This is a genomic window from Micropruina sp., assembly GCF_047606665.1.
Lineage (GTDB): Bacteria > Actinomycetota > Actinomycetes > Propionibacteriales > Propionibacteriaceae > Micropruina.
Map to the genome: position 1 here is coordinate 20,117 of NZ_JASGEF010000037.1, position 17,391 is coordinate 37,507.

The window sequence follows — 17,391 nt, forward strand, 5'->3', positions numbered from 1 at the left end:
CCGGAGGGGTCCGGTGCCGCCAAAGGGCCGGGCGATGCGTCGGCGTCGGTGACCTGGCCACCGATTCGCGCTTCCCCTCAAGAGGCACCGTGACATACGGCGGTGACATGCTATCGCTGTCTTGACGGGCGGATGCCGAAGTGCTCCGATGGGCGCCGATTTCGGTTCGCCCTAATGCTGGCGGCACCTCCGCGATTCCGCGCAAGTTCCACGCATTCGCAGAACGACGAGTGGGGCCGGGGTTTCGCTCAGCGAGGCCGATTCAATGGAGACAAGCGGGCCCTGATAACATCGCCCGGGTGGCCGCGTGCGGGGGTGTAGCGGGCCATCTCGAGTGACGGCAGGTGGAGGGGGAATCTTGCCCAGAGTAAGCGTCATCATGCCCACGTACAACGCGGGCGCACGTATCGGAGCAGCGATCAGCGGCGTGCTCACGCAGAGCTATTCCGACCTGGAGTTGATCGTCGTCGACGACGGGTCGACCGACGACACGTATCGCATCGCGACCGGTTTCGGTGACCGGGTCGCCGTGCTCCAGCAAGCGAATGCCGGTCCGAACGCCGCGCGCAACCGGGGCATCCGGGCTGCTGCCGGCGAACTCATCGCGCTGTGCGACTCCGATGACTTCTGGCTGCCGAACTACCTGGCCGATGCGCTTGCGGTGCTGGAGAGGCACCCGGATCGCACCTGGGTGACCTGCGCCGCCACGGCGCTGACCGACCACGGGTTGAGGGATTACGGGGTGTCCCCGTTCGGCCAGTTTCCCGCAGAACGGCAGCGGGAGGCCATTCTCCAGGTGAATTTCGTCTCGATCTTCTCGGTGTTCCCGCGCCGGATGGCCGACGAGATCGGCCCGTTCAGCGAGGAGTTGCACCGCTGCGAAGACTGGGAGTATTGGGCGCGGGCGATCTTCTCCGGCTGGCGGGTCGCCTTTCAGCCCGACTCCGCCGCCATGTACCGCCAGCAGGGCGCCAGCCAGTCGGCCGACCCGGCCGCGATGATTGACGCCGAGGAGGAGATGTTCGCGGGGATCGCGAAGCGCTTCGCCAGCACATTCACCGAGCGAGAGCAGGCCTTGTTGGCGGCCCGTGCGTCGTACGGCTCTCCGCCGCGGCAGCGGCAGCGGGCAAGGGAGGCCTGGGCCGCCGGTGACTTCCGCGAAGCCGCGTCGCTGCTCCGGGTCACGGCTGCGGACTTCCCGGAGTACCGCGGGTTGCGGAGCAAGGCGCTGGCGACCGGCTTGGCGGCACCGGTTCTGGAGTTGTTGCCCGATTGGATGCCGATTCGCCGGTGGGCGAAGGAGCGGATGTGACCGGCGCCGGCAGCACCCAGCACCCGAAAGCGGCCGGGGACCGTGCGGATGGGGCACCCGATGCGTCCCCCGAGCGCAGCGCCGATTCAGCCGGCGGCAGCGTCCAGCAGCAGCGGGCGGAGCCCGGCCTTTTTCGCCGGCTCGCCGGCGGTGCCGGCTGGCAGGCGCTTGCCCAGATGTCGCCGCTGGTCTTCAATCTCGCGCTGACCCCTTACCTGATCCGTGGGTTCGGGATCGGGCTGTACGGCGTCTTCCTGCTGATCGCGGTGATCCAGCGGTTCATCGCCAGCATGGACGGCGGCGTGGGCGGCGGTGCGCGACGCTACTTCGGAATCCTGACCGGTCGTGGTGACCGGGCCGGCATGACCTCGCTGCTGACCTCGCTGTTCGTCATCACCTCGGTGGCCTCAGCAGTGCTCTGCACCTTGCTGTGGTTCGCGGCGCCGGCGATCATGTCGTTCTTTCCAGGTGCCGCAGAAGACCTCGACGGGTCCGTCTACCTGCTGCGGGTGATGATCGTCCTGGCCGGGCTCGCTCAGGTACGCGGCATCTTCACGCAGGTGCTGCTCACCGCGAACCTGTTCCGGTTCACCGCGTTGGGCGACCTCCTCGGCTTCTTCGCCTATGCCACCGGCATGATCCTGGCGGTGCAGTTCCAACTGGGATTGGTCGGAATCGCTTGGGCGTTCATCGCCCAGCAGGTGTTTCCGACCTTGATGGTGGTGCCGACCGCGTTGGGGCGGCTGGAGCGGGGGGCGATCCGGTTTGCCCCCGGCAGCCTGGTCAAAGACTTCTTCCGCTATTCTTGGAAGATTCAGATCTCGGGGACCTTGACGCTGTTGGCCGATTACGGCGACTCGCTCTTCGTCGGACGCTTTGCGGCACCGCAGATGACAGCCTTCGGCACGGGCGCCAGTTTTGCGAATACGATGCGTGGAATTCCGTTCAACGGAATGGTTCCGATGGACGCCAATATTGTCCGGGAAATCGGACAGCACGGGCCGTCAGGCGCGGTCGACCAGGTGGCCAAGATTCAGCGGTTGTGGGTGCGGCTGATCGCTGGCTGGATCGCCGTGGGTGCTCCGGCGGCCGGCTTCGGCGTGACGGTCTGGCTGAATCTCGGGACCGACCTGCCCGGTCAGGTGGCAGCGGTCGTCCTGCTCGCCTATGGCGTATCGCTGTCGATGCTGGTCCAGCGGCTATGGCTGAACGGACTGGGCAGGTCAGGGCTGACGCTCTCCTACGACGTGATCAACATGGTGCTGAACCTGTCTTTGACGTTCCCGCTGATTCTCTCGTTCGGGGTGGCGGGGACGATCAGCGCAACCCTGGCGGCAGCGATCTGCGCTGCCGGCTACCTGACCTGGGTCGGCCAGCGGCGGGTCGAGATACCGTTGCCGACGCCGTGGAGCGAGGTGCCCTGGCTGTCGGTGCTGGCGGCGAGCGCCCTGGCTGCGGCATGCTGCTGGGCCACCGCGCACTACGTGGTGGGAAGCATCGTGCCGCATGGCGCCCTGGCCCTGCTCACGATGGGAGCCGCCGCGGCACCCGCCCTCGCGCTGTACCTCATCCATATCGTGGGCTTCTCTCGGTTGCGCTCCATGTTCGTACAGGTCCGATCGAAAGGACGGCGCTGACAAGTGGACGCCTCGCGCGAGGTCTACGTCGAGTTCTACGACTATCTGAACCTGGGTGACGATCTGTTGTTCTTCGTCCTTGCCCAGCGCTACCCGCATGTGCGGTTCAGCTATATCGCGCATCATTCGACGCCGGAGACGTTCCCGCTGCCGAACGTGCGACGGATACGGCGAGTGCCGTACATCGATGGAGTGCTGCGCCGGCTGCGGATTCCGTTCAGGCTGAACCAGACGTACCGGGAGTGGATCATCCGGCGCTCTCGGCACGCCGTCCGGCTGGGTGGCTCGCTGTACATGGAGAAGGGCGAGTGGCGGGAGAACGTACACCGGGACCGAACCCTGCTCGCCTGCCCCGGTGGCGCTGTCTTCATCAACGGCAACTTCGGCCCATGGCAGACCCAGGAATTCTTGGAGACCTACGTCGCGCTGTTCTCCGAGGCCCGCGATGTGACGGTGCGGGACGAGAGCTCGCTGACGCAGCTGGCCGCGGTGCCGGGAATCCGGATGGCCCCCGACCTGATATTCACCATGTCCTCCACCCCCGACGCGGCCGAGCGCGGTGGCGTCGTCGTCTCGCTGATCGATCTCGACGGACGCGCTGGGCTCAGCCAGCATCGTCACGGGTACGAGCGAGCCATGGCCGAACTGGTCGATGATCTGGCAGCGAACGGTCACCATGTCACGCTGATGAGCTTCTGCGCCACCGAGGGTGACGAAGCGGCCGTCGAGCGGGTCAACTCCTTGATCGCTCAGGAAGCACGTGCGTCTGTCACGACATACCTCTACCGCGGCGACATCGACGCGGCGCTCACTGTGCTCCGGAAGGCGGAGGCGGTCGTCGCGACGCGCTTTCACGCAATGGTGCTCGGGCTTGCTTTCGGCTGTCGGGTGAGTTGTGTGGAGTACAGCGACAAGGTGGCCAACGTGCTGCGGGACCTCGGCCTCGGTGACCTGGGTTGGAGCATCGAGGAGTTCGTCGGCGCCAGCCGCGCCGAACGGTACCGGCGCGCCACCACGCTCGAGGCGAGTCCGCCGGGCGATCTGGCTCGGCGGGCCGACGAGCACTTCGCTGTCCTCGACCGGATGCTGTCGTCTTAAGAGGAACCGCTGAGAGGGTGCCGTGGGCAACCCCCAGCGCAGCTGAAAAGGGCTCCGGAATCGGAACGGATGTCCGATTCCGAAGCCCTCTTCGGTCGGTGGGTGGGAGTCGATCAGCCGGCGGCCTTGTACTGCGCGGCGATCGTCGCGGCGCTGAGCGCCGTGTTGTAGACCGCGAACTCGTCCAGGGAGCCCCGGACGAAGTAGCTACCCGGAGCGCTCGGCCAACCCTTCATGTTGCCCCCGCCGAGGTGCCAGTAACCCGAACCAGCCTGAGCGGCGGTTTGCGCGCTGCTGGCCACCAGCGCGCCGTCCACGTAGAGACGCGTGCCTGCGGCACTCTGCGTTGCCGTCACCATGTGCCAGGCGTCGTCGTTGTACGAGCGGGAACTGCTCACCGTGGAGATCGTGCCGGGGTTGGTACCGAAGATCAGCTTGCCCTTGTTGGTCAGGTAGAGCGAGCGGTCGTAGCGCGTGCCGAGGGCGGATTTCGTGTTTTCGAAGCCGGCGAGCTTGCCGCCGCCCGTGCTGTTGGTCTTGAACCAGAGTTGGACGCTGAACGCCTTCGCGGGGGTCGTCCCGCCGCTCGCGGCGAACGACTTGCGGTTGCCGTAGGTTCCGATGGCGTTGTCTCCCGCGATCGCGCCGCTTCGTCCCGTGATCACGTTGAGCAAGGTGCCCGTGTTCCCATGGCCGCTGGCATCGGCGGCTGTGGTTCGACTGGTGTCCGATAGCCGCCAGTACAACCACGGGTTAGCGTTCTTCACCGCTGCCGGGTACGCGGTGTTGCCGGTGCTCGATGCGGCGGTCGCGGTCGCGGTCGCGGTCGCGGTCGCGGTCGCCGTGGTCGAACTGACCGGCGCGCGGTAGTTCATCGGCAGGGCAACCAGCTTCTCGAGTGGGAAGGCCACCTCGCCCTTGGTCTTGTCCCCGGCCATCTCTGCCCAGCCGGCACGTCCACGGAAGATGGTCGAGTACTTGTCGGTGGCCAGGGCGATGGGGTTCTCGGCGGAGAAGCTAACGGATCCCGAGGTATCGGTGATGATGATGCCGTACTGCTGCGCGGCCTTGGCGATGGTCTTCGCCACCGGGGATAGATTCATCGCGTCGATGTCGAGGCTGGCTGGCAGTCGGAGCATCTGACCGATAGACAACTCGGTGCCGGCAAACCAGCCATCGCCGCGGACGGCCGGCCAGGAGTAGCTGCCCTTCTTGGTCTGGGGGATCGCCAGCCCGACCACATGGTCGATGCGGCCGTTCAACAACTCTTGCTGGCGGATCATCGTGGGCCACACTGCCATGCCGCTGGCGGACGCGCCGAAGGTGCCACTGAAGATTCCGAGGGACTGGTTGGCGTTCGTGATCCGGCCGCCCCAACACGCCTGCCAGCTGCTGCCCGACTTACGAGCCTTCCACAGCTCGACGAGCTCGTTGCTGTCCGGGTTGTAGATCGACACGCTGCCGTCCGACGAGGAATCGGGTTGCATGTCGGCGGGCACGTGGACCTGTTTCAACGTTGCGTTCAGGTACTTGGCCACGCTGGCCGTGTGACTCTGGCAGCTCCACGCCGTGATGTCGTAGACCGGGTCCGAGTTGCGGGCCACGTACAGCGGCGTGGAGTACTTGGTCGTGTTGATCGCGATGTTCGGGGTGGTGGAGGTCCCGTAGTACTTGTGGGCCTGCGCCTTCAGGCTCGCCACCATCGTTGCGGAGTCGGACGCCGCCGGCGTCGAGGCCGGCAGGGTCTGGTAGAACGGCGAACTCGTCGAGAGGATCCGCGAGGAGACGGGTCGGCTGTCGGTTCCCGACTTGCTCGTGGCCTGGGCGGCCGTCGGAACGGTCATTAGCACGGCTGTCGCGCTGAGCGCCGCGAGTGCTGCTCGGCTGAGGTAATGCATAGGGTGGAACATCCAATCGTGAGGGGTGACCCGGTGCGGTCCCGGTTCGTCGGTATGGAAGGTCGTGCCAGGAAAGCTTAAAACAATCTGAGGATTTCCTGAAATCGTCCCAGGTTCGAGCGGGCTCGGGCGTGGGCATGCCGACGCCGGATGGGCCGGCTCGCCCGGCTGTTGGAGGTCGAAACCTGCCGCTCCATCGGGAACGGTTCGGGTGGGATGGCGTTTGAGCTCGAATGAGGAAGCGCTTGCGCTTCGGGTAGGGGGCTGAACGCCCTCCTGTCAATGCGGCTCGCCAGTGCGATTGGTTTGTCGGCTTGGCAGGCCGGTCGAGCCGTCGCTGGAGCTCTGCGGCAGATCGATCAGGATTCCGCGGGCGGCGATGCCCCAGATCAGCCAGACCAGATAGTTGGGGGTCAGATAGGGGTTGGGGCTGGTCATGGAGGGAACCACCCAGGCCAGGAAGGCGGCCAGACCGACGAGCTTCCAATGGCGAGACCAGGCCGCATTGGGCTTCGCGAGCAGGCCGAGCAGCGGACCGGTGGCGAAGCACAGCGCCCAGAGCAGCGCACCGAGCACACCGGTCTCCGCAGCGCGGGAGAGGAATACGTTGTGTACCTCGATCACCACCGAGGTAACCGGGTAGTCGTCGGCCTGCCGGACCCAGAAGATGTTCTCCTGGAGGAACTGGCCCCATCCGATGCCGAACAGCGGAAGCTGTTCGATGATCCGCAGTGCGGCTGCGTTGGTGTTCTGCCGGTCGAAGACCGACCGGCCGTAGAGGAGGCGGCTGACCAGTTCGTCGCGGACTTCGGGAAGGACGAAGAGCAGGGCCGCCGCCACGGCCACCAGGACCAGCAGTGTCACCGGTAGCCGGCGCCTGAGGCGCGGGACGAGCAGGGACACCGCCAGGCCGGCGACGACCGCGGCGAGCCAAGTCGACCGGGTGAAGCACACCACCGTCCCGATCATGCCGCCGATCACGCCGATCACGCCGATCGCCCGCCAGAGGCGGGATCGGGTGATGTGGACCAACAGGCCGGACATGCAGATCGCCAGAATCGACACCATTCCCACGGGCTCGGGACTGAGCCAGGGGCCGCCGACGCGGGCGGTGGGGGTCAGGCTGAGCGCGGTGGCGATGTACCGGGGGTACAGCAGCCCGCTGAGGTCGAGGTACTCCGCCAAGCCCGTGAATCCTACGTAGATGCCCATCAGCGCCACAGTCCGCAGCAGGAGTTCGCGACGGTGAGCGGTCGCGAAGATGACGGCGCCCAGCGGGAACATCGCCAACGGGACGATGATCCGGTCAAGCAGGGCGAAGAAGGCACTGTTGTCCGCCGTTGGCCAGGTCGACATCCAGGAGAGCGTGGTCCAGACGATGGTGGCTGCGGCGATCGCGAAAAACGCGCGCACCCGAAGTCGCTCGCGGGCCGGCTCCAGGAACCACAGCAACGCGGCCAGAGCGAGCAGCGGGCGGTCCGGAGGAATCGGCAGGCCCATCTCCGCGCTGTGACCGTTGAACATGGTGAATACCAGTCCAGCGAGGAAGAGCCACACGTAGGCGGGCTCGCGGCCCCCGACGCCAGGCAGGGCCGCATCTGCTGTGGTCATCCTGCCTGGCGCGGACGCCAATGCGTCGCTCACTGTCCGGCCTCGGACGCCTTCTGCCGCTGGGGCTGCGGGGCCGGGTGGGCCCGGCGCTCGAGTGTGGAGGCGATCACCAGTCCAGCGGCCGCGCCGACGACCAGACCGAGCAGCCCCAGCCGTGACATCGCGCTCATCTGGTTGGACGTCGGGTCGCCCGCCGTCCGGATGACCAGCAGATTGCCCGCGACTGCGCTGCCGTCGACCAGGTTGGTGTACTTCTGGCGCAGTGCCGCGGCCTTTGCGGCCGTGTTTGCGGCGGCTGCGGTCGCTTTGGTCACCGCGCTCCGCGCGTCCTGGATGTCACTCTTTGGGCTGTCTTCGTCCAGCAGCAGGTCGTTCAGATCGTTCTCGGCGGCAGCGAGCCGGGTCTGAGCTTTCGCGTCGTCCGAAGCCGCCTCGGTGAACTCCTCGAACACGGACTCGGTGGTCTGTCTGCCACCGTCGTTCACCACGGAAACCAGCTGGTCGGCGGCTGTGTTCGCAGCGGACGTCGCCGCCTCAGGGTCGGCAGAGGCAGCCTCAATGCGGATGACATTCGATTCGGGGATCTGCGAGGCGGAGAGCGTGACACCTTCTGGCACGTCGGTCTGCGCCACGCCGCGATCGTTGACATAACGAGCGTAGTTGGAAGCAAGCGACTCGGCGGCCACCGGGTAGCCTGCCACGGCGCCTGCGCTGAGGTCGCCCGCGCCGACAGCCACGCGCGATTCGGCGGTGTAGGTGACCGGGGACGCGAATCCAATTCCTATGCCGATCGCCGCGCCGACAAGCGCGACGACGGTGCCCATCAGCCAATGCCGCCGCCACGCGTCCAGCGGCCCTCCCGCCGCTCGAGCGAATGGTTCGCTCTCGCGAGACTCGGTGCTACTCATCGTTTCCCCCTATGTTTTCGGCGAATAGACATTGGCGTGCGGCCGGACACAAGATAGAACCCGTGGTTCAAACGCCTCACTGAGGGTAGCGAATGATTGCGCGGGTTCTTGGCCTGTCCGCAGGCTGCCGGGGGTGGTGGTCAGCGAGTGTGGTCGGCTTACTGTGCGATCTTAGCTCGATTGCCTGTCGCCGCGGACTACCGAGCGAACTGTGGATGGTCCGTCGACGCGGCCCCGTCTAGGATGCGTCGCCGAGAAGCGCGTTCGATGACCGAGCCGGTCACTTCCGGGCCGTCCACGGCGATGCCGAGATCGGCGCGATTGACCCATTCGGCGATCTCGGTCTGATGATCGTCGACGTGTTCGTTACGAATGGCGCGGCGGGTGGCCAACACTGGGTACTTGCCCATCGCGAGCATCTCGAGCAGCGTTCCAACGCCGGCATGAGTCACCACCACATCGGCCGCCTTCGCCGCCGCGGTGAATTCGCTGGGCGACATGTACTGGTGGACTTCTCCCGGAAGCCGATCGCTCCGCTCCGTGTCACCCAACTGCCAGATCGTGTTCTCGTTCGCGTATCCGCTCGCCAAGACCGAATCGACCAGAGTGTCGAAACGGTACCCACGGAACGTGCCCAAGGTGACGAAGATCCGCTCGGGGCGATCCGGGGCGCCGATCGGCTCGCTGCGGACGTCGGAGAACACCGACTCGCAGGCCTTCCACCGTCCTCCGGCCCAGCCCGGATGCTGTGTGTACAACGAGATTCCGGGGATCCGCTGCAGGATCCGGCCGGTGGTCGAGGGGCCGCGTACGCGGCACACGCTTTCGACGAACACAGACGGGATGCGGTGCATGGCCGCGATCGGGAGCGCCGCCGCGGCGATTGCGGACCCGGTGCTGAGTGCGACCTCAAAACGCTCGGAGCGCAGGATCCGGATCACATCCGGAGCCGTGGACAAGGTGCCCTTCAGGTCGCGGGCGCCTACGTACGGCAGGTGATGAACGCGCCGTCCACGCAGCAACTGCCGTGCCTGGGGCGTGTCGAACGTCAGCCACAGCGAGTCGGGATGGATGCCCAAACGCTGTTCAAGACGGATCAATTCGGACAGGTGGCCACCGGTCGAGCAGACCAATAAGGACTTCGCCGACGACGGTGCGACTGGAGGGTAAAGATCATTCATGGAGCGGGTTCCTCTCGTTCTGGGGTCGGAACGGGGAATGGACCACGCGCATTCATGGCCTATGCAGAGGTCGCGCCCATTTGACTGGGCGCGACCCCGTTGTTGCCCTCCCCCGAGGATACTTACCCTCGTTAGTATGCCCCAATTGCGTTGTAGGTCACAAATCGGTCACGGCCGTATCGCACTCTGGACGTGGCCCGTCCCCGCCGGCCCGTCCCCGCCCGGCCCGTCCCCGCCCGGCCCGTCCCCGCCCGGCCCGTCCCCGCCCGGCCCGTCCCCGCAAGGAGGGCGTCGGGTGCAGGTGTGCTGCTAGCATCCGTGCGGTGGCACCAACTCCTCGTTCGATGATCGGGTTCGCGAAGTCCCTCGCCCGTGATCTGTTGGCTGATATCACGGCGTTGCGCACCCGTACCGCCGTGCGACTGGACTCTCCGACCTCGGCGATCAGTCGCAGGGTGACCATCGTGGGCGACCCCTCTCGTGTCCAGTTCGGCGAGCGAGTCAGCATTGCCGGACCGAGCAGCATCGTGGTCATGAATGGGGGCGGACTCACCGGCGCTCGGCTGGAAATCGGCGCCGATACGTACGTCGGCGAGTTCGCGAACATCCGATCGGCCGGGGCGCCGATCGTCATCGGAGTCAAGTGTCTGCTCGCGCAGCAGGTGACGATCGTCGGCAGCAACCATGGCACTCGAGCCGGGCTGCCGATCGTCGATCAAGACTGGTCGGGTGCCGGGGTCGAGATCGGCGACGACGTGTGGATCGGTGCTGGCTGCGTCGTGGTGGCCGGAGCCCGGATCGGTTCCGGTGCTGTCGTCGCGGCCAACTCCGTTGTTCGCGGGGTAGTGCCGGAGAATGCGATCGTCGCTGGATCGCCCGCACGTCAGGTTGGAGAGCGAAAGCCGTAGCCGCCGGCTCCCCGTTGGGGTTCCTAGTGGGCCAGCGACCAGAGCTTGGTGCCTGCCTCGGACAGTCCGTTGCCGGCGCCGCCGTCCCAGAAGGCCGCGCCGCTCGCTTTGAGTGAGTAATTGTCGCCGTGGGTCCCGTGCCACCACAGTGCCCCAACCTCCAGCGGACGGGTCGTCTCGAAGACCGCTTGGGCGCCGTCATAGTTGGCGTTGAAGTTTCCTGAAGTGCTTGATCGGTCGATGGTGTAGCCGAACTCTCCGATCAGCGGCGTGAGGCCCGCGTCGCGCACCTTGGCGACGTAGCCGGCCAGCTTGTCCGCACTCGAGTACATGCCGAAGGCGCCGTAGTTGTGCTGCTCCAGGATGACGTTTCCATGTCGCTTGCTGATCGTCGGGGCCATGTCCGGCTCGTAGCTGAATTTGGTGTCCGTGAAGTACGGCTGTTGGTATCCGACATCCTGGCCCCAGCACGGTGCGGCGACGAGAATCGGGTTGGCGTTGCCGGTGTCGCGGACCGCTGTTGCCAAGGTGTCTATAATCCGCACCCATTCGGCGTTGGCGTAGTTCGGCTCGTTGATCAGGCCACACCACACACGTGGGTTGTCGCGGAATCTAGTGGCGGCCGCGCGCCACCAGGTGGTGATTGCTTCTTCCATGGCGCCTTGGTCGTAGCCCTGGGTCCGCGGGTTGTCGTGGGCATCGAGGATCACCACTAGGCCGGCAGCCGTGTACTCGTCCACTATCTCGGATACCAGATCGACAAGTGCCGGCTGACCGTACATCTCGACGTACGACCACTTCGCCGCGTCGGTCACCATGACATTGAGCCGGATCGTGTTCCATCCCCATTCCACGGCATCGGCGGCATGCCCGCGAGCGTCGCCCTTCCAATCGAAGGTCTTGAAGGTGCCGACGTTTGCTCCGAGTGGCGTGAAGGTCTTGCCGTCGAGGCCGCGGATGACGCCGTCCACCGCTTCGAAACGGTTAGGGGCGGGTGCCTGACAGCTCGCGATGAGCGGCGATGTGGCGATGCCGATTCCGGCAGCGAGCAGTGCCCGCCTGCCGAAGGGGCGCTGGATCGTGTGGTCGGTTGACGGGACCGGTGTCATCTGCGTCGACCGATCGATCGGGTCGGAGTGTGGCGTCCGATCTGATCGAGGAACCGTTGTTGTGCTGCGGCGCAGGCATCGAGGGCGAAGCCGGCCACCACGTCTTCGCGAGCAGCGGCGCCCAGCCGATGCCGCATATCGGCGTCCGATGCCAGCTGGGCCAGGGTGTCGGCCAGCAGATCGGCCCGTCCCGGGGCGACGAGGCGGCCGTTGTGGCCGTCCCGGACGAGCTCCGGGATTCCGCTGATCGGGGTGGTCACCACGGGCAGGCCGGTCGCCATCGCCTCCATCAGGGCTACCGGCAGGCCCTCCTGGAAGCTGGGCAGACAGAACACGTCGGCCCAATGGTACTCGGCGAGGATGTCGTCCTGACCCAACGGGCCGGTCAGCGTGACCCGATTGCTGAGGCCACGCTTCGCGATCGCGCGGCGCAGGTCGGCTTCGAGTTCCCCGCCGCCGACCAGCCGCACCTGAAAATCGACGCCGCTCTCGGCGAGTTGAGCGGCCGCATCGAGCAGGATCGATGCACCCTTCTCCGGCACCAGCCGGCCGACATCAAGGATTCGCAGCGGGCCGTCCACCGGGCGCGGTTCCGCGGGCGGCACGAATTTCTCGGTGTCGACACTCATGTGCACGACCTGCAGCTTCTCCCAATCGGCCGGATCGCTGAGCCGCATGAGTTGGCTGCGAGTGAAGTCGGAGACGCAGGCCACGCCGTCGGCAGCCGCGACCTTGCCGGCTAGATCGTAATGATCGACCGCGTCGAACTCGGTCGGTCCATGCATAGTGAAGGACCATTGCCACCCGCCGTCCGGGTCCACGCCGCGGGCGTAGGCGACCGCCGCGCGAGCGATGTCGGCGCTCACGTTGGCGAAGTGGGCGTGAACGTGGCGGACGTTCAAGCGGCGCATCTCTGCCAGCAAGCGCATCGCCTCACCGGCGTAGAACAGCTGCCACACCCGGCTTCGGACGCGCCCCTCACCGGTTCGGACGGCGCGTCCGAGCGCGCCGAGAACGGCCGTCGGATGGGCGAGTGCCTCACGCAGGCCAACGCCGGCGAGCGCGCTCACCGACTCTTGCAACACGAGGGTGCGCTCCGCCTCGGACCGCATGGTCTCGCTGAGCAGTGCTCCCGGATATCGGACACTGAACGAATGCACTGGGGTGCCCAACCGCCGTAGTCCCTCGATCTCGCGCTCGACGAACGTGTGCGAGACGAAGGGGTATTGGCTGATCAGGTAGGCCACCGGTTCGTGGGCGGCCCCGGCTGTAGATCGGGGCGGTGCGGTCGGTTCGGGGTCCGGATCGGCGGCTCCCTCCTGGGCCACGCGGCTCGACTCGTCCCGGCCCCAGTGATCGCCGCTCATCCGGGCGCGAATCTTCGCGGTCACGGTGGTGGCCACGTAGACGACCGCGGACGGGGCAAGCTTCGGCCGGGCGGCGACCAGGTCGACCAGGCTGCGCACTGACGAAGCGGAGGTCCGCCCATAGTCGTGGCCGGCCTCCAGACTGTCGGCCGCCGCCGCGATCTGGGCATTGCCGCGATCCACGCGGGTGCGGACCCGGACCAGGTCGGCCCAGCGGCGCGGCGTCCGTACGACGAACTCGCCGGGCGTCCGGATCCGTTCCGCGGGTTCGAACAGACGCTGGATGTACAGGTCGTCCGCCATCAGGTCGGGGAACCGCTCGAATCGTCGCCGGCCGAGCTCCGAGACGCCGTAGACGCCGAGACCGACCAGGCCCTCGCTCAGGTACGGCAGCCGCTCGAAGACGCGGTAGTAGTCGCGGACCCAGCGATCGGCACCGGTCAGGTCGAAGCGGATGGCCGGCGAACCCACCACGGGCGCGTCGATCGACAGCGCCGAGACCATCCCCTCCAGCGCGCCGGGGCCCAGGACGATGTCGGCGTCGAGGAAGATCCGCGGAAACGCGGTGGCCGCCTGGTCGCCGAGGTTCAGGGCATTCGCCTTGCCGGGGATCTCCGTCTCGATCACAGTCAGTCCCGGCAGCCGATCGGCGAACTCAAGCGCCTTCGCCGCGGTCGAGTCGGTGCAGGCGTTGGCCACCACCACGACCTCGAGGGAGGCAGCCAACGGATCGCTGGCGATCCGGTCCAGGGTGGCCGGGAGCACGGTCGACTCATTGTGTGCGGGAACGATGAAGCTGGCGAGTCTCAAGGGGCCTCCGGGTGGTTCGGTGTGCTCCGCGTGGCATCCGCGGGAACGCCAAAGACAGGATATCGGCGGCGTACTGCGCGGGCCGGTGCAGGGATGGGCAACAAGACTTGCATTCTAGCCTGGCTATTCGGGGACGCCGGCATCGTCGAGCCCACCGCTGTCGACTGCACAGGCAAGAGCAGCGCCCCCGGTGGGGACGCTGCTCTGCTTAGCTCGGGGTCGGCGACGAACCGCTCAGGCGGCCTCTGCGGCCTTGCGTTCGGAGTCGCGGACGAAGGGGTCGCCCTCGACGTCCTGGTCGTCCTTCTTGATCGCGAAGTACCCCCAGACGCCGGCACAGGCCACCACTGCGGCGATCACGAAGAAGGTGTGCTGGAACCCGATCGCGTCGCGGATGGCACCGAACGGGATGGCGAAGATCGTGTTGCCGACCTGGGCCGAGACCTCGAAGCCCACCAGGTACAGGGTGGCGGACAGGGCTGCGTTGAAGTGCAGGGTGAGGTAGCGGAAGATGCCCAGGATGAACAGCGGGACCTCGATGGCGTGGAACATCTTCACGATCGAGACGATGACCGGATCGGTGAACACCGCCGAGCCGAGGATGCGCAGGCACATTACCGAGACGCCCAGCATCAGTGTGGTCCGGACGCCGACCTTCCGCATGATGATCGGCACCAGCATCATGCAGCAGGCCTCGGCGAACACCTGGACGGAGTTCAAGATGCCGTAGGTGTGCAGGCCGATGTCCTCGTTCTCGAACAGGCCGCGGTAGAAGTTCGGGAACATCTGGTTGTCGTAGAGGTTGTAGAACGTCCAGCTGAAGATCACGAAGCCGATCACGACCCAGAGGTTCTTGAGCTTGAGGACGGCGACCATCTCGCGCAGGCCCGGAGTGTGCGGGTGCGCTACGTGACCGGGTGCGAGCGGGACGTGGTCGGTCTTCCAGAAGATCTGGATCAGCAGGCAGACGATGCCGAAGAGCGAGCCGAGGTAGAAGTTGATCTGCGGGTTGATGGTGAAGATGAACCCGGTGCCCGGGGCGGCCACGCCGTAGCCCAGCGAGCCCCAGCCGCGAGCCTGGCCGTACTCGAAGCCGTAGGTGCGGCTCATCCGCTCGGAGAAGGCTTCCAGCAGTCCCACCGCGGCGGTGTAGCCGAACGGCAGGTAGATGGCGCCGGCGGTGACGCCCAGGCCGAAGTTGTTCTTCAACAGCGGTTCGTAGACGAAGATCACGAACGGTGCCAGGCTCGCCATCACCGCCGACGACAAGATGACCAGATGGCGCTTCAGGCCGAGCCGGTCCTGGACCATGCCGTAGAGGAACATCACCGCGATGGTGGTGAACGAGTTCACCGAGTAGACGGTGCCGATCTGGGCGCCGGTAAGCCCCAGGCTCTTGTCGAGCCAGGTCGAGAAGAACGACCACCAGATGCCCCACGAGGCGAAGAAGATGAACAGCGTGGTCGAACTCTGCAGATAGGCGCCGTTCTTGAATAGATGCCCGATTTTCGGCATGACAAAGAACTCCTCTGGTCTTCGAAGTCACCTCGGTCGGCGACCGAGCTCAGGGTGGCTAAATCGGTGTACCTTCAGCGCTGAACCGGTTTAGCAAGCGAAAGCTATCAACGGTGCCGCGGGTCGTCAAGGGCTTCGGTCGTGCCCGACTGAGCCCGGTTGTGCCCGATTGGGTCTGTCGCCGGACGGGTGCGGGTGGGGCGCCTCCCCGATCGACTGAAGTTGATGGATGCATGCAGACGGTATATAACCGAGGCATGAATACGCCGTCCGTCGCCGACGACCTGCTTCGGGCGGCGGCGGCGCTGTCCCGCTGGGCCAGCAGTCAGGCCGGCCTCGGCGCGCCGTCGGGAGTCTTCCGGCTGCTGGCTCTCGCCGAGGACCTCGGCCCGATCCGGATCGGCGACCTGGCCCAGGCCGACCACACCAGCCAGCCCGCGGTGACCCGCCAGGCGGCGCGGCTGTGCGAACTGGGCTGGGTGGAGCGCACTGTCGACCCGCAGGACGCCCGCGCCACCCTGGTGGCGGTCACCGACGCCGGGCGCGAGGCCCTGGCCGAGGCGCGCCGGGCTCGTGGGGAAGCGCTCGCGGGGCTGCTGGCGGAGGCCGGCCTGCCCGACGAACGGGTCAGGGGCGCCGTCGAATTGCTCGATCAACTGTTGCAGGCCACCCGCGGGGTGACCGGAAAGGAATGACGCCGATGCTGCGTCAGTCGCGGACCGTATGGTCCGTCGCATTCGCCTGTGTGATCTCGTTCATGGGGATCGGCCTGGTCGACCCCATCCTGAAGCCGATCGCGGACGAGCTCGGCGCGGGACCCTCCGAGGTCTCGCTACTGTTCACCAGCTACATGGCGGTGATGGGCGTCGCGATGCTCGGCACCGGCTGGGTGAGCAGCCGGATCGGCGCCAAATGGACGCTGCTGCTCGGCCTCGCCCTGATCATCGCGGGCTCCGCGGCGGCCGGCATGCAGGCCGGCGTTGCCGGCATCGTGGCCTTCCGGGCCTTGTGGGGCCTCGGCAACGCGCTGTTCATCGCGACCGCGCTGGCCACCATCGTCCGGGCCGCCACCGGTTCGGTGGGACAGGCGATCATCCTCTACGAGGCCGCGCTCGGCGTCGGCATTGCCGCCGGACCGCTGCTCGGCGGTTGGCTGGGCAGCGTGTCTTGGCGACTGCCGTTCTTCGGGGTCGCCGTGCTGATGGCGATCGCGCTGATCGCGACCTGGGTCAGCCTTCCTGCAGAACGGCCGTCCGGGCAGGCGACCTCGCTGGCGGCGCCCCTGCTGGCGCTGCGCGACCGCGGCCTGCTGACCGTCGGCGTTACCGCGCTGCTGTACAACTTCGGCTTCTTCACCCTGCTCGCCTTCACCCCGTTCCCGCTGGCGATGGGTGCGCTGGAGATCGGTCTGATCTTCTTCGGCTGGGGCATTCTGCTCGCCGTCGCGTCGGTCTTCCTGGCGCCCTGGGTGCAGCGCCGGATCGGTACCTTCGGCGGCATCGTCGGGGCACTCACCGGCTTCGCCCTGGTGCTGGCCACGATGGCGCTGTTCGCCGAGAACAAGGCGGTGCTGGCCATCGGAGTCGTGCTCGCCGGCGCCTTCCTGGGGGTCAACAACACCCTGATCACCGAAGCCGTGATGAAGGTCTCCGACGCCGAGCGCAGCACCGCCTCGGCCGCCTACAGCTTCGTCCGGTTCACCGGCGGGGCGGTGGCGCCGTGGCTGGCCGGGGTGATCGGCGAATACTCGATCCACCTGCCGTTCTGGGTCGGTGCCGTCGCTGTGGTCGCCGCGATCGGCGTCCTGACCCTGGCACGGGACCGGATCCGCAGTATCGACGAACAGCCGGCGCACGGCGCCGAACCGGTGAACTCGGTGACCGAGGCCGAGGCGGTGACCCTCGGCGACGCCTGACCGGCGTCCGGCACTGACCGGCGTCCGGCACTGACCGGCGTCCGCTCGTGGTGCTTCGGCCATCGGGATGTCCATTAGGCTGACGCCTGGAATGCGTCGGGACGTGCCGTGCTGCGAGTCAC

At 66.7% G+C, this 17,391-nt stretch carries 13 protein-coding genes; 6 read left to right on the forward strand and 7 right to left on the reverse strand.

Annotated features, from left to right (window positions below):
- The first annotated feature begins 334 nt into the window (after positions 1–334).
- The 3 genes from QM619_RS08485 to QM619_RS08495 are packed head-to-tail and all read left to right on the forward strand — an operon-like array spanning position 335 to position 4,047.
- Positions 335–1,312 carry a glycosyltransferase family 2 protein gene (locus QM619_RS08485; protein ID WP_415106781.1) on the forward strand — a complete coding sequence of 326 codons (978 nt, stop codon included), beginning with the start codon at positions 335–337 and terminating at the stop codon, positions 1,310–1,312.
- A complete protein-coding gene (locus QM619_RS08490; protein ID WP_415106784.1) occupies positions 1,309–2,949 on the forward strand; it encodes a lipopolysaccharide biosynthesis protein in 1,641 nt (546 codons plus the stop codon). Before QM619_RS08485 ends, QM619_RS08490 begins: the two co-directional genes overlap by 4 nt.
- A 3-nt stretch (positions 2,950–2,952) precedes the next feature.
- On the forward strand, positions 2,953–4,047 hold the full coding sequence (locus QM619_RS08495; RefSeq protein WP_415106787.1) for a polysaccharide pyruvyl transferase family protein: 1,095 nt from the start codon (positions 2,953–2,955) through the stop codon (positions 4,045–4,047).
- Between the two features lie 113 nt (positions 4,048–4,160).
- Here the strand turns inward: QM619_RS08495 and QM619_RS08500 are convergent, their stop codons facing one another.
- The 4 genes from QM619_RS08500 to QM619_RS08515 form a co-directional block, all read right to left on the reverse strand.
- A complete protein-coding gene (locus QM619_RS08500) occupies positions 4,161–5,585 on the reverse strand; it encodes a LamG domain-containing protein (RefSeq protein WP_415106790.1) in 1,425 nt (474 codons plus the stop codon).
- Positions 5,586–6,224: 639 nt separating this feature from the next.
- The gene (locus QM619_RS08505; RefSeq protein ID WP_415106793.1) at positions 6,225–7,556 is read right to left on the reverse strand and encodes an O-antigen ligase family protein; all 1,332 of its coding nucleotides are present in this window, start codon (positions 7,554–7,556) and stop codon (positions 6,225–6,227) included.
- Between the two features lie 29 nt (positions 7,557–7,585).
- On the reverse strand, positions 7,586–8,380 hold the full coding sequence (locus QM619_RS08510) for a hypothetical protein (RefSeq protein WP_415106796.1): 795 nt from the start codon (positions 8,378–8,380) through the stop codon (positions 7,586–7,588).
- Between the two features lie 281 nt (positions 8,381–8,661).
- Complete coding sequence (locus tag QM619_RS08515) at positions 8,662–9,645, reverse strand: glycosyltransferase (protein ID WP_415106799.1); 984 nt, start codon at positions 9,643–9,645, stop codon at positions 8,662–8,664.
- A 344-nt stretch (positions 9,646–9,989) separates the two neighbouring features.
- Here QM619_RS08515 and QM619_RS08520 point away from each other — a divergent pair, with 344 nt between their 5' ends.
- Positions 9,990–10,553 carry an acyltransferase gene (locus tag QM619_RS08520; protein WP_415106801.1) on the forward strand — a complete coding sequence of 188 codons (564 nt, stop codon included), beginning with the start codon at positions 9,990–9,992 and terminating at the stop codon, positions 10,551–10,553.
- Between the two features lie 23 nt (positions 10,554–10,576).
- Here QM619_RS08520 and QM619_RS08525 read toward each other — a convergent pair whose 3' ends face one another.
- The 3 genes from QM619_RS08525 to QM619_RS08535 form a co-directional block, all read right to left on the reverse strand.
- Positions 10,577–11,662 (reverse strand): cellulase family glycosylhydrolase, encoded by a 1,086-nt coding sequence (locus QM619_RS08525; RefSeq protein ID WP_415106804.1) that lies wholly within the window; start codon positions 11,660–11,662, stop codon positions 10,577–10,579.
- On the reverse strand, positions 11,659–13,839 hold the full coding sequence (locus QM619_RS08530; protein ID WP_415106807.1) for a glycosyltransferase: 2,181 nt from the start codon (positions 13,837–13,839) through the stop codon (positions 11,659–11,661). Before QM619_RS08530 ends, QM619_RS08525 begins: the two co-directional genes overlap by 4 nt.
- Before the next feature lie 234 nt (positions 13,840–14,073).
- Complete coding sequence (locus QM619_RS08535) at positions 14,074–15,354, reverse strand: oligosaccharide MFS transporter (RefSeq protein WP_415106810.1); 1,281 nt, start codon at positions 15,352–15,354, stop codon at positions 14,074–14,076.
- Between the two features lie 257 nt (positions 15,355–15,611).
- Here QM619_RS08535 and QM619_RS08540 point away from each other — a divergent pair, with 257 nt between their 5' ends.
- Together QM619_RS08540 and QM619_RS08545 are read left to right on the forward strand one after the other, a co-directional pair.
- Entirely contained in the window at positions 15,612–16,049 is a 438-nt protein-coding gene (locus QM619_RS08540; protein ID WP_415106813.1) for a MarR family winged helix-turn-helix transcriptional regulator, read from the forward strand.
- 5 nt (positions 16,050–16,054) lie between these two features.
- A complete protein-coding gene (locus QM619_RS08545; RefSeq protein ID WP_415106816.1) occupies positions 16,055–17,269 on the forward strand; it encodes an MFS transporter in 1,215 nt (404 codons plus the stop codon).
- Positions 17,270–17,391: the final 122 nt, after the last annotated feature.

Coding starts and splice junctions, on each gene's coding strand:
- QM619_RS08505 (WP_415106793.1), bottom strand. CDS start 7,556: ATGACCACAGCAGATGCGGCCCTGCCTGGCGTCGGGGGCCGCGAGCCC.
- QM619_RS08545 (WP_415106816.1), top strand. CDS start 16,055: ATGCTGCGTCAGTCGCGGACCGTATGGTCCGTCGCATTCGCCTGTGTG.
- QM619_RS08525 (WP_415106804.1), bottom strand. CDS start 11,662: ATGACACCGGTCCCGTCAACCGACCACACGATCCAGCGCCCCTTCGGC.
- QM619_RS08515 (WP_415106799.1), bottom strand. CDS start 9,645: ATGAATGATCTTTACCCTCCAGTCGCACCGTCGTCGGCGAAGTCCTTA.
- QM619_RS08535 (WP_415106810.1), bottom strand. CDS start 15,354: ATGCCGAAAATCGGGCATCTATTCAAGAACGGCGCCTATCTGCAGAGT.
- QM619_RS08540 (WP_415106813.1), top strand. CDS start 15,612: ATGAATACGCCGTCCGTCGCCGACGACCTGCTTCGGGCGGCGGCGGCG.
- QM619_RS08510 (WP_415106796.1), bottom strand. CDS start 8,380: ATGGGCACCGTCGTCGCGCTTGTCGGCGCGGCGATCGGCATAGGAATT.
- QM619_RS08520 (WP_415106801.1), top strand. CDS start 9,990: ATGATCGGGTTCGCGAAGTCCCTCGCCCGTGATCTGTTGGCTGATATC.